Genomic DNA, 11,683 nt, shown 5'->3' with positions numbered 1-11,683 from the left:
TTCCGGCCTGCGGTGCGGGAGGGTGAGGAGGCGGTGGCGGCCCGGACCCGGGCCTGGTCCGGGGCCGCGCGCACGGCCTGGGCGGTGTCGGCGAAGCGGCGCCAGCCGTACTCGCTGCGGTCCCGGGACCACGCTTCGGCCTTGGCCGTGAGCGCCGGGGCCAGGGCGGCGACCTCGTCGGCCGTCGCCGAGCCGAAGGCGAGCAGCTGGCCCTGCGCGGACCACAGGTCCAAGTACCAGTCCTCGCCGCCCATCGGGTACGCCTTCACGTGGGCACCGGAATCGGCGTCCTGGAAGGCCCACAGGTGCCCCAGGTCGTTCCACCCGGGACCGGCGAACGGCGGCGCGGCCACCGGCAGCGAGGGCCGGGGGCCGGCGCGGTCGGCGATCTCGAACACGGCGCTGGGCGGCTCGCCGTCGAGCACGTCCTTGACCAGGTCGAGCACCTCGGCGCCGTCCAGGCCCGGCCGCCCCTCCAGCACGCCGACGACGCTGTGCACGGACCGCAGGGTGGCGCGGGCGCCGTCCGGGTCGATGAGGTTCTCGGCCGGGCCCGCGTCCTTGAGCTGGTGGGCCACCCGAACCCCGACCGAGCGCAGGTCCTCCACCTGCTGCACGCCGGGCCGGTCCGACAACTTCTCGACGCGGTAGAGGAGTTCGTGGAAGGGGCGCATGTGCTGGCGCACCGCGTCCTGCGCGAAACGGTCGGCGTGGCCCTTGAAGGAGGCGACGGCCGCCGCGCGGACCTGCTCGTCGTGCTTGCGCAGCGAGGTCAGCAGCGACATGTACCGGTCGCGGGTGTCGATCTGCTCGCGCAGCAGCGACTCGTACGCGGCGTTGAGCAGTTCGAGGTCCGGCAGCGCGGCGGACGGGTCGCCGCAGCGCTCGGCCTGCTCGCGCAGCGCGGCGGCGCGGTCGGCGGCGGGAGTGCTCCACACGCTCATGCCGCCAGCCCGAAGGAGTCACGGCCGACGCTGACCGGCTGACCGGCACGGCAGGCCCAGGGCGAGCAGCCGTCCACGTCACCGGCCTCCAGCTCGGCGTCCGCGAGCGCGTCGAAGACGTCGGTCTGCCGACCCGCCCACTCGTGCGCGGTGACCCGGTCGATCGGCGCCTCGTCCAGGGGGCGGCGGCTGCGGTGCAGGTACGCCTGCCCAAGCAGCGGGGTGCCCTCGGCGGTTGCCCGCGCGTTGCCGTTGCGGATGGCACGGTCGAACGCGACGACGTCCTCCCACTCCGCGGGCGAGTTGTCGCGGAGGGCCCTCCATTGCGAGTTTCCGTGGAACGGGCACCCCAGGCAGCTCGACTTCGGCGTGGACTCGAAGCCGCGCGAGCGCAGCAGCCGCAGGCAGTCCGCGCGGGAGAACCCCTCCTCGATCAGAGGGAAACGATTCTTCATGTAGGCGACATCGGCGTCCTTGGCCCGGTGGAACTCGTCGGTGGAGATGCCGATCCACTGCTCCACGAACACCCCGGCCGGCACCCGCTGCGGGTACGGGTGGCCGAGCAGGGACCGGACCTGCTCCTTGATCGGCTTGATCTTGTACTGGCCCGTGCACTGGCGCCGTGAAAGCCCCTCGGTGCCTTGGGGGTTGAGGATGTGCAGCGGCATCGACGCGAAGCGCTTCGTCGGGTCGAGGGCGTCGTCGCGGATGTTGCCGGAGGAGACGCGCAGGATCGGGATGCCGGCGGGCTCGGCGACCTCCCGCTCGATCCGGTCGAGGTGCGCGTACACGGAGGCGGGTTCCCAGCCCGTGTCGGCGAAGATCGCGTAGTCGAGGCCGGGCAGGTGGCCTTCGGCGGCCAGGAGCAGCAGCACACTGCTCTGAACCCCTGCGCCGAGTGAGAGAACTCGCAGGGCGGGAGCGGTCGTTGTGGTCACGGAGGTGTCCTTGGCGTGGGCGGGTGGACGTGGCACACCCGGTTGGAGCGGATGAGGGGAAGTGGCGGCGGCGCCGGCCGAAGAGGGGCGGACTCGTGGTCGGCGCCGCCGGACGGGGCGGGTCAGGCCGAGAGGGTGAAGTCGCCGGGGGTGGTGGTGCCCTTGGCGAGGGCGCGTTCGGTGATGGCCTTGGTGGCGCGGGCGGAGGCCGGGCCGATCTCCTTGGCGGAGCGCTCCTTGTACCAGGGCCTGAGGTCGAGCATCGCCACCTTCATGCCGGTCGCGAAGAGCAGGATCTTGCCCTTGGGCAGGGCGCGGATCTCGTCGGGCGGCAGGACGCGCTCGGTGCGCATCGACACCGACGTCGACTTGCCGCTGCCGGAGTCGGACACGGAGACGGTCTGCACGTCGTGCTCGCCGATCTGCCGCGACAGCTTGTCCGCGAAGTCGGCGTCATCAATGCCGCTGCCGATCACCTTGACGGTCGCCGCGGACCAGAGGGCGTCCATGCCCGCTTCCCCCCAGCAGCGCTGGCCCTGGCGGTAGGACTGCAGGATGGTGATCGGGATGACGCCCCGGCTGCCCAAGTGGCTGTACAGGTCCGGGAGGTCCGAAATTTTGCAGACGTTGGCGGCCTCGTCGAGCACGCACAGCGCGGGCGGGTCGAGCCGTCCGCCGGAGCGCTCCGCCACGATGACGGCCGCGCGCATCACCGCGTCGGCAGCAGCGGCGATGATCGCTGAGGCGCTGCCGCCGCCATCCTTGCTGAGCAGGAACAGCGTGTCCCGGCTGGAGGCGAAGGCGAACGGCTTGAACTCCGGCAGGCCCTCGGTGGGGGTGACCCAGGCGGCGATCTCCGGGTCGAGCAGGCAGCTCGCATACTGGCGCGCCGTCTCGTAAATACCGTCCCTCGTCTCCGTGGCACCCGTGACGGTGCCCTGGAGCTGGGCGGCGACCGCGTGGTGCCCGGCGTCGGTGAGCAGGTCGACGGGGGTGCGGTCGGAGGGCGAGGCGAGCCAGGCCAGCACGTCGGTGATCGGGCGGCGGTGGCTCGCGGCGGCCAGGAACAGCGACCCGAGGGTGTTGCTCGCCGCGGTCGACCAGAAGTCGGAGCCGCTGGACTCGTCCACGCTCGCGGTCACGAAATGCGTCGCCAGCCGCTTGGCGCCGGCGAGGTCACGGGCGTCCGCGAGGATGTCCCACCACATCTCGCGCGGGTGGTGCGCGATCTGCTGCGGGTCGAGTGTCCAGACCTTGCCGACCTTCGCACGGGCGTCAACGCAGGTGGTGTACGCGTCGTTGGCGGCCTTGTTCGAGGTCAGCAGCACCGGTCCGGGGGCGGCGAGGATCGCCGGGATCGCGATGCCTGAGGTCTTGCCGGAGCGGGGCGCCATGATGGCGACCATCACGTCCTCCCAGGAGGCGCGGACCTCGGCCCTGCCCGGGGAGAGCGTGCCGATCAGGATGCCGCGGTCGTTCGGCTCAACCTCTTTTACACTCCCGGCCGTTCAGGCTCGGGCGCAGGCTGCGGGCCTTCTTGGTGCTCTCCTTGTCCAGGAGCGGCGCTATGTCCGCCTTGCGGGCTAGACCGCTCCTGGCGCCGGAGCGGTGGCGCAGCCACAGCGCCAGGACGGTGACGGCGGTGGCGAGAGTGAGGGCGCCGGGGACGATCCGGGCGCCGACCAGGACGGCGACCGGGCCGAGGTGGGGCCACAGCCGGTCGGGGTGAAGGAGGGCTTCGGTGGCGTGGAACGGCGCCCAATCACCGGACCCTACGAAGTAGTTGGTGACGTTGCCGATCAGCCAGGCGAGGGAGCCGAAGGCGAGGGCGGCGCCGACGACGGCGAACAGGAGGTAGAGGAGCGCGTCCGAGCCGGAGGTGGTCGACGGCGCGCCGGTGCGCGGGGCAGGCAAGAGGGAGTCCAGGAGGGTGCGAGCGGGCGACGGCGGGCGGGGCGCGCTCGGCTCTCGTACGGATCACGATGCTCTCCTCGGGAGGTGGGACCAGCGGAACGTTTCAGCGGGTGCGGGCGGCAGGCCGGACAGACGGCGGCGCGGGCAGATCGGACTGCTCGGGGGCGGCCCCGGCGGCGGGGGTGCGGCGGGTGGCGGCGAGGCGCTGTACCTCGGTCTGGACGATGCAGTTCTCGCCGACGTACCCGACGACCAGGTGGGGCACGATCCCGACCCGGTACCCGGCTTCGTCCAGGCGGTCGGTTGCCATGGAGGCGGCCTTCATCCGGTCGGGGAAGGACAGGTAGTCGGGCAGCTGGTAGCAGCAGAGGTCGTGCGACCCGGAGGAGGTGAAGCCGCACTGGCGCAGGAGTTGATGGACCTGGTCGGGGGCGTCGGTGCGGCAGTAGGCCCGGACCACCTGGTCCGAGCGGCTGATGATCTCGACGTCGGTGCCGTATACGTCGGCGAGCGTACGCATGATCGTGTTTCCTTCGATTCGGTCAGCGGGCTCGGCCGGCAAGCCCCGCGGATGCGGCCGGTACGGACGGCGCCCGGGCGGGGACAGCTGCGGTAAGCGGGCCGATGGGCCGGGGTGCCGGGGCAGCGGCACTGCGGGCGAGCGCTGCCCGGGTGCGCAGGGAATCGGCGGCCTGCACCGGTTGGCCCGGCTCGGGCCCTGCGGGCGCGGCGCCTATGGTCCGCAGATCGCTGATGGTGTCAGCCAGTTCGGCCTCGGCGGTGCCGATCAGTTCGGCGCTGGAGGAGAAGCGGTCGGACAGCTCGTACTCGTCGGGGGCCAGGTCCGTGACCTGCTCCGCCGCCGCCTCCAATGCTTCCCGCAGCCGGGCGAGGACGCCGTCATCGGGGTCGAGGAGCTGGTCCAAGGCGTTGGCGGCGTCGGCGGCGCTGGAGGCGCCGCGGATCTGGTCGGCCAGCTCCAGGACCTGCCGGCCAGCGGCCTTGAGGCCCTGCGGATCGGTGGGGGTCGTGAGGCGGCCGGGGTCGAGCTTGGGGTCGAGGTCGACGTTGTAGCGGGCCGCGCGCAGCATCTCGGCGGCGTGCGTGGCGACGGCGACCCGGTCGGCGTGGGCCGTGGTGGTGGGCAGCCGGTGCCGGCGGCCGTACCAGTCGGCCTTCTCCTGGAAGCCGGCGTGCTTGAGCAGGGCGGCGGACAGGTCGTCGCTGGAGCCCTTGGCGGAGACGCTGCCGCTCGGCTCGATGCTGATGCTGATCGCGGGGGTGGGCATCCGGTAGTCCTTGGCGGTGGTGACGGAGGGGACGGTCCGGGTGAGGTGGCCGAGTTCGGCGGCGATGCGGTTGCACTCGGCCTGTACGTGGAAGGCGTCGCGGTAGGTGCCGTGGATGCGGCCGTCCTCGCGGACGACGGTGGCGACGATGTGCACCGAGTGGTCGAGGTTGCGGATCGCGGCCCACCGGCAGCCCTTCGGGTCGCCGGCGGGGGCGAGACCGGTCGCGGAGACCAGGCGCCTGGCGACCTCGGCCCACTGGGCATCGCTCAGGTCCGGGTGCCCGGGGTCGGAGCGCACCGAGCACATCCACACCGGCCGCTCCGGTGCCCGGGCGCCGATCCGCTGGGCGGGGGCGTCCAAGACGCCGCCGCCGAGGACCTCCTGGGGGTCGCCGAACAGGGGCAGCTGCTTGTCGGCGCCCCGGTAGTCGGCGCCGATCAGCCTGGGACGCAGCCGGCGGTGTGGGTCGTCCGGGCCGTAGAGCGCGGGGATCAGCGCGGCCGTGGTGGCGGCGCGCTGCAGGTGGGCGATCACGGCATTCCCTCTCAAGCGGGGCGGCGGGCCGGCCGCCGGGCTGTTCCGCGAGCGTCAGTGCTGCGGGGCGAGCCCGCGGTCACGGGCGAAGTCCTCGCAGGCGAAGCGGGCCCAGCGCTGGTCGTTGTGCAGCCGGGCCCAGCGGCCGTCCTGGCGGATGACAGTGGCGACGAGGTCGAGCCGGTCGGCTGTGTTGCGCAGGGCCACCCACCGGCAGGCGTCGGGGTCGCCGTCCGGTTCGATGCCGGTGGCGTCGAGCACCTTCCACGTCAGCTCGAACCACTGGTCGTCGCTGAGCGCGCCGCTGCTGCGTATCGAGCAGTGCCAGGTCAGGCGCCGGGACGGAGTGTGGCCGGTGCGGGGCTTGCGCAGCGCCAGCGGCTCGTCCAGCAGTGCCGCCAGGTCCGGCAGGACGATGTCCTCCTCGGCGGGCGGACCCGGTGACCACGACGCCAGCAGGTAGGACTCGAAGTCGGGATCGTCGTCGTTCAGCACGGTGAGCAGGTCGGTCGTGCTCTCGGTGCGGCGAACGGTGCAGGACAGCGGGGAGGAGGACATGGCGGGACTTTCGAATCGCTTTGAGGAAGAAGAGAGTTGGCGAAGGCGCTCCGGGCCAGGACAGGGCCCGGGCAGGTCAGGCGAAAGGGTTCTCGGTCGGCCGGTCGGTGTCGACGGCCGCCTCCAGCAGCTCCGGCAGGTCGCCGGGTTCGCAGGCGCGCTGGTCGATCCACCAGCCGGCGCGGGTGATCGTGCGGGCCTGGTCCTCGATCTGTTCCCACTCGGCTTCCGCCATGCCGGCGTCGAGGACGAGCGCGGTGTAAGCGGCGGAGAGGACCTGGTGGCGGCACCGGACGCCCCAGGCGATGCCCTTCTCGGTGCCCTCCAGCGGCGGCATCCGGTACTGCTTGGACCAGTCGTCCGACTCGGCCTGCTCGGTGGCCCGCTTGGCCTCCAGCCACGCCGTCTTCTCGGCCTCGTCACCGGCCTTCGCCGCGCGCCAGCAGTCGGTGCACTCCTGCCTGGCCAGCCACTCGGCGAAGCCGGCCCGGCGGTCGGCCGGACGGTCGCCGAGGTCGCGCTCGGCCTCGTGCCCGCACGAGTGGGTGATCTGCCAGACCTTCTTCACGGCCATGCGCTCTGCTCCTTAAGGGGTGGGGTGGGGGTGGTCAGCGGGCGCGGGCGAAGGCGATGCGCGGATCGACCGCCGCTGGTGGCGGGCTCACCGCGATGGCGGTCGGCACGGTGGCGGGTGCCTTGAACGCGGCCTCGTCGACGCGGAACTTGTGCGTGGTGAACGCCTGCCGGACCGTTGTGCGGTGAGCAGCGACGTCCTCGGCGAGCTGGGGCTGCAAGGCGACCTGGAAGTTGCCGCGCCGCAGTCCCATGACGGTGTGGGCCACCACGTCGAGCGACTCCGCCCGGGTGCCGGCCGGGGGGAGGTAGACGTCCAGTTCCCGGTGATGGCGCCAGCCATCGGTGTCCAGGAAGATGCCCGGGTTGAAGGGCAGGTCGTCGTTGACGGCGGCGACGATGCCCAGGCTCGGGTGCTCGGCGATGGCGACGTCCGGGCCCGCACTCGGCGCGGGGGCGCGCTGCGGCCCGGAGACCTCCGGTGCGGCGTCGGTCTGCCTCGCTTGGGCCCGGTGCTTGCCGTTGGCGGGCTCGGAGGCCAGGGCCATGTCGGTGTTGACGCGGTAGCCGGCGCCGGTGAGGAGCTTGGCGGCCCAGGCGGCGCGCTCGGGGGCTTCGCGGTGCTGGTCGGTGAGGGTGAAGAGCTTCGGGTTGCCGGGCAGGCGCTGGAATTCGAGGCGTTCCAGCATCCACTCGGCGGCGGGCGACTGGGTGGGCAGGGAGGCGACGATGCCGTGGCTCGGGTGGTGACCGATAGCGACATCGGGAAGCTGGGCAGGCACGGGGGGCTCCGCTTCGCTCGTACGGACAAGGGCTGCCGGGGCCGTGAGGACGGCTTCCGGCGGAGCTGATGATGCGGAGAACCGGGAGTTTGGCCCGGCCGGAATCTGCTGGTAGAGCGCACGGCCACCGGGCCGGGCGTCTCGCGTCCTCGCCCAGTGACCGGATGGATGTTCCGTTCGGAGGGCGGGCGTAGGCGGTGCCCGGTCTAGGCGGCGAGGCGGAAGTCGGTGTCGTAGAGCTGGCGTTCGCGCGAGTGGAGGAGGTGCTGGACGATGAAGCTCAGGCCGGCGACCTTCCACAGGCCCCGGCCTCGCGTGAGGGCGGCGATGGCCTGGGCTTCGACGCCGGTGAGGCCGAGCAGGGCCATGGCGGCGGGGATCTGGTCCGGTTCCTGGCGGTAGATGATCCGCGTGCTGCAGTCGGCCAGGAGGCCCTCGGCCAGGACGCGCCCGCGCGATCCGGCGTCGCCCGCGGACAGCAGGTCGCTGAGCCGGTGCACGATCAGCAGGTTGGCGATGCCCAACCCTCGGCTGAGCTTCCACTGCTGCTGCATGCGCTCCAGCAGACCCACGTGCCGCATGATCCGCCACGCCTCGTCGTAGATCACCCACCGGCGACCCGCGGTCGGGTCCGCGAGGGCCGCCTCCATCCACGTCGAGGCGCAGGTCATCGCGAGGACGAGGGCGGTGTCGTCGCCGCTGCTGCTGAGCCGGGACAGGTCGATGGAGAGCATCGGCGCGTTCGCGTCGAACACGACGGTGGACGGCGCGTCGAACATGCCGCTCAAGTCGCCGTGGACCAGGCGGCGCAGGGCGTGGGCGAGGTCGTCGGTGGCGTGGCCGAGGCTTCCGGCCTGGCCGCCGAGGGCGGCGTCGAGACGTTCGGGGCGGCCAAGGACGTGGGCGATGTCGCCGAGCAGCGGCACGGTGCCGGAGGCTTCGGCGTCGGCGACGACCAGGTCGAGCGCGACATCGAGGCCCGTGTGCTCCATCGGCAGCAGGTCGCGCTTGAGCACGGTGGCCGCGAGGCTGGCCAGCAGCAGGAGGCGGCGCTTGCGGACCTCGCCGCTCCAGTCCTCCTCGCTCACCCCGGCCGGGCGCTGCGGCGCGTCGAGCGGGTTCAACCTCCCGGGGAGGCCGGGACCCAATGCGATGGTCTGGCCGCCGAGCGCCTGGGCCAGCCCCGACCACTCGCCCTTCGGATCGGACGGCACATAGATCTTGTAGCCGTGGGCGATGGACCGGGTGGCAATCGACTTGGCCAGTGCCGACTTGCCCATGCCGATGATGCCGCACAGGAAGCCGTTGGTGTTCGTGAACCCCTCCACCCGGCCGGAGTTGTAGAGCGTGAACGGGTCGAAGCAGAAACTGCCCTCGGCGTGGAGGTCACGGCCGACGAACATCCCCTCGGCGCCGAGGCCGGCCTCCGCGAGGAAGGGGAAGGCCCCGCCCGCGACGGCAGTGGTCAGGCGATGCTTGGGCAGGCGGAGCCTGCCGCCGCGGGCGGAGGCCGGACCCGGCCGCCCGGAGGCCGGGTAGACGGGCTGGAGGTCCGCATCGGGGCCGCTGCTCTCGCGGCGCTCGGCGGCGGGCTGTGCGTGGCGGGCCTTGGTGCGGGCCTGGGCGAACTCGGCGCGAGCGGAGCGCTGTTGGGCTCGGGTGCTCTTGCGCGGGACGAACAGGGGGCTGGCGGTGGCGCGGTTCCTGGGCATGATCACGGATTCCGGGGTGCAGGGTCAGCGGCGGACGAGGCCGGTGAACGGGGCGTGCAGGTCGGCGGGGGTGGTGCGGCGGCGTACCAGCTGCGCGGTCTCCTGGTGGCGGCGGCAGATGCTCAGTTCCGGGGCGCCCTCGGGCAGGCGGGCGCGGCAGGCTTCGGGGCCTGGGACCTCGCCGCTGCCGGGCCGGGGCGAGGAGTGGTAGGCGGCGTGGAGGTGGTCGGCGGCCTGCCACAGGCGGGTGCGTACGGCCTTGAGGTGGTCGCCCTCGGCCGGCAGCAGCGGCGCGGTGCGCTGGGCGTGGGCGTCGAGGAGGCCGTGCAGCGCGACCAGGTGCTCGTGGAGCGAGTCCAGTTCGGCGCGGGAGGCGACCAGCGGGCCGGTGGGGATGTTGAGCGCGCGGTGGAAGTCGATCGCGGCGGTCGCGTACGGGACGAAGTCCTGCGCGACGGGGGTGGTGGCCGACATCAGGGGGTGCTCTTTCGGAATGGGCCGGCGTCACGCGGCGAGGGCGAACGGCAGCGCGGAGGCGGTGAACGCCTCGGCCTGCTGCCAGGTGAGCGGGCGCAGGTCGAGCTGGGCGCCCACGGCGGCGGTCTCCATGACGGCGCAGGCGGAGCGCAGTTCGTCCTCGGTGTCCGCGCTGACGGTCAGCAGCCCGGTGAGGGCGACGTCGGCGTGGCCGGCGATCAGCTGGCGCTCGCGGTCCTGGATGTCCTGGTACTCCACGGAGTCGGCCTCGCTGGAGACCTGGCCCTTGCGGGCGCGCTCGGCGGAGTCGGCGATCACGCTGGCCTTCTTGCGGCGCACGTCGCGCAGCGCCGAGTCGAGGTCCTGCGGCTCATAGGACAGGGAGACGGTGCGGCGCACGCCGGAGGCGAACATGACCTGGTGCAGGAAGCCCGGGTTGACCTGCGTCCTGGGCCAGTTCTCCACCCAGTACGTGGTGTGGTGGGCGGAGTCGGTCGAGATGTGGTCGGCCTTCTCCACCACGACCACCGGTCCGGCGGCGGCCGGGTCTGCGGAGGGGCGCCCGTCCTCGGACCAGCGGTCCAGCGCGGCACGGGACTTCGGGTCGTAGGCGGTGCGGGCGACGGCGGCGATCTCGCCCGCGGACAGCCAGCCGTTCGGGGTGAGACCGGCGGTGCGGGCGGACTGCTCGAACGCGGAGGTGAGCTGGGCCAGGACCGCGAAGGCGCCGGTCAGGCCGCCTCCGGCCTGGTTGATCAGCCGCCGCGCGGCCTTGAAGTCCAGGGCGATGGCGACGTACGCCTCATGCGGGGCGGCGGCCGGACCGGCGCCGCGGATCAGCTCCCCGTACAGCTCACCGGCGAGCGGGGCGTCGGGGCGGCCGTGCTCCTCCCAGTAGCGGCGCAGCGCGTCGCCGGTGTCGGGGACGGTGCGCTCGATGACCTGGATGCGGGCGACCTGGCCGGTGCGGGCGAGCGCCGCGAGCGAGCGTCCCCACCCGCTGACGTTGGCGTTCTGGGTGCCGGGGTCGAGCAGCGCGTAGGCGCGGGAGGAGACCTTGACGATCGCGGTGAGGGTGCCGGCGTGCGGGTCGTGGACGGCGCCGTAGCGGCCATCGGGCGCGGTGACCACGCGCAGGCTGGCCGCGCTGCCGGGCAGGTGGAGCAGGCCCTCGCGCACCGGGCGGGAGGAAGGGCGGGTGAGCCAGATGAGCTGTCCGCGCAGGCGCCGCAGGCCGTAGCGGGCGGCGACGGGCGCCCAGTCGGCGAGGGTGCGGCCCCGGTAGCGGATGAACACCAGGGCGGCGACACCCGCCCACACGGGTATGAGCTGCAGGGCGCCGGTGACGCCCCGGGTGACGAGCACGGCGAGCAGGAGAAGGCCGGTGGCGGAGCAGGTGGTCAGCTGCGGGGCGCTCAGGCCGAGCAGCACGCCTCGGCGGCTGCGGTGGGGGAACTTGACGGACGCAGGGGTGGCGTCGGGCGGCGAGGAGGACATCGGGGGTTCCAGGGGGATGAGCGTGCGGGCGGCGGGCGGGGGCGCGGCACTCTTCTGGACGTCATCGCAGGGGCTCCTTCGAGGGTTTGAGATCGGGCGGTGGGCCCGGGGCGGGCGGCGGGCTGCTGCCCGCCCCGGGGTGTGTCGGTCAGGAACCGGGCTTGGCGGGACCGGGGTAGACGAACCGCGACGGGTCCGGTGCTGGCGGTCCGGCCGGGGGCGGTCCTGCGCTGGCCGGTGCCGGGGCGCCGGTGCCCGCGGGGGCCGGGCCGGGCGCCGAGCCGGCGGCGCCGCCCCCGCCGCCGCCGCCCCGGCCGGCCCCCGCCCCCCGGGCCCCCGCGGTGCCGCACAGCGCCGCCCAGTGCTCGTTGGTGTGCGCCAGCACGTTGCCGACGGCCGCCGAGCCCAGCGAGGTGCCGGCCGCGAACAGCGTCACCAGCCAGGCGAAGGCCTCGGTGGTGG

General features: G+C 73.3%; 10 protein-coding genes and 2 pseudogenes. All 12 read right to left on the bottom strand.

Going from position 1 to position 11,683, the window contains the following annotated elements:
• Positions 1 to 944, bottom strand: a 944-nt coding sequence (locus tag BG452_RS20170) for a hypothetical protein (RefSeq protein WP_188305734.1), incomplete at its 3' end; no start/stop codon positions are given.
• Entirely contained in the window at positions 941 to 1,816 is an 876-nt protein-coding gene (locus tag BG452_RS20165) for a hypothetical protein (RefSeq protein WP_188305735.1), read from the bottom strand. The genes BG452_RS20165 and BG452_RS20170, both read right to left, overlap by 4 nt.
• A 188-nt stretch (positions 1,817 to 2,004) precedes the next feature.
• Positions 2,005 to 3,796: pseudogene (locus BG452_RS20160) on the bottom strand (type IV secretory system conjugative DNA transfer family protein).
• Positions 3,797 to 3,899: 103 nt separating this feature from the next.
• Positions 3,900 to 4,316: a hypothetical protein gene (locus BG452_RS20150; RefSeq protein WP_188305731.1), complete on the bottom strand. Its 417-nt coding sequence runs from the start codon at positions 4,314 to 4,316 to the stop codon at positions 3,900 to 3,902.
• Between the two features lie 22 nt (positions 4,317 to 4,338).
• A complete protein-coding gene (locus BG452_RS20145) occupies positions 4,339 to 5,622 on the bottom strand; it encodes a hypothetical protein (protein ID WP_188305730.1) in 1,284 nt (427 codons plus the stop codon).
• Between the two features lie 54 nt (positions 5,623 to 5,676).
• On the bottom strand, positions 5,677 to 6,180 hold the full coding sequence (locus tag BG452_RS20140) for a hypothetical protein (protein WP_188305729.1): 504 nt from the start codon (positions 6,178 to 6,180) through the stop codon (positions 5,677 to 5,679).
• Positions 6,181 to 6,256: 76 nt separating this feature from the next.
• Positions 6,257 to 6,754, bottom strand: coding sequence for a hypothetical protein (locus tag BG452_RS20135; RefSeq protein ID WP_188305728.1), 498 nt, complete (start codon positions 6,752 to 6,754; stop codon positions 6,257 to 6,259).
• A gap of 34 nt (positions 6,755 to 6,788) precedes the next feature.
• Positions 6,789 to 7,535 (bottom strand): hypothetical protein, encoded by a 747-nt coding sequence (locus BG452_RS20130; RefSeq protein ID WP_188305727.1) that lies wholly within the window; start codon positions 7,533 to 7,535, stop codon positions 6,789 to 6,791.
• A gap of 206 nt (positions 7,536 to 7,741) precedes the next feature.
• Entirely contained in the window at positions 7,742 to 9,247 is a 1,506-nt protein-coding gene (locus BG452_RS20125) for an ATP-binding protein (RefSeq protein ID WP_188305726.1), read from the bottom strand.
• 24 nt (positions 9,248 to 9,271) lie between these two features.
• Positions 9,272 to 9,721: a DUF6238 family protein gene (locus BG452_RS20120; RefSeq protein ID WP_188305725.1), complete on the bottom strand. Its 450-nt coding sequence runs from the start codon at positions 9,719 to 9,721 to the stop codon at positions 9,272 to 9,274.
• 30 nt (positions 9,722 to 9,751) lie between these two features.
• On the bottom strand, positions 9,752 to 11,221 hold the full coding sequence (locus BG452_RS20115) for an SCO6880 family protein (RefSeq protein ID WP_188305724.1): 1,470 nt from the start codon (positions 11,219 to 11,221) through the stop codon (positions 9,752 to 9,754).
• Positions 11,222 to 11,369: 148 nt separating this feature from the next.
• Positions 11,370 to 11,683 (bottom strand): annotated as a pseudogene (locus BG452_RS20110) (hypothetical protein); the annotation flags it as partial.

The organism is Streptomyces sp. CBMA123, from assembly GCF_014596465.1.
Lineage (GTDB): Bacteria > Actinomycetota > Actinomycetes > Streptomycetales > Streptomycetaceae > Kitasatospora.
The sequence above is the reverse complement of the archived record's forward strand: the minus strand, read 5'-3'. Positions and strand labels throughout refer to the sequence as shown.

What these genes read in the sequence shown, in the direction of transcription:
- BG452_RS20150 (WP_188305731.1), bottom strand. Translation starts at nt 4,316, where the DNA reads ATGCGTACGCTCGCCGACGTATACGGCACCGACGTCGAGATCATCAGC.
- BG452_RS20140 (WP_188305729.1), bottom strand. Translation starts at nt 6,180, where the DNA reads ATGTCCTCCTCCCCGCTGTCCTGCACCGTTCGCCGCACCGAGAGCACG.
- BG452_RS20135 (WP_188305728.1), bottom strand. Translation starts at nt 6,754, where the DNA reads ATGGCCGTGAAGAAGGTCTGGCAGATCACCCACTCGTGCGGGCACGAG.
- BG452_RS20125 (WP_188305726.1), bottom strand. Translation starts at nt 9,247, where the DNA reads ATGCCCAGGAACCGCGCCACCGCCAGCCCCCTGTTCGTCCCGCGCAAG.
- BG452_RS20120 (WP_188305725.1), bottom strand. Translation starts at nt 9,721, where the DNA reads ATGTCGGCCACCACCCCCGTCGCGCAGGACTTCGTCCCGTACGCGACC.
- BG452_RS20115 (WP_188305724.1), bottom strand. Translation starts at nt 11,221, where the DNA reads ATGTCCTCCTCGCCGCCCGACGCCACCCCTGCGTCCGTCAAGTTCCCC.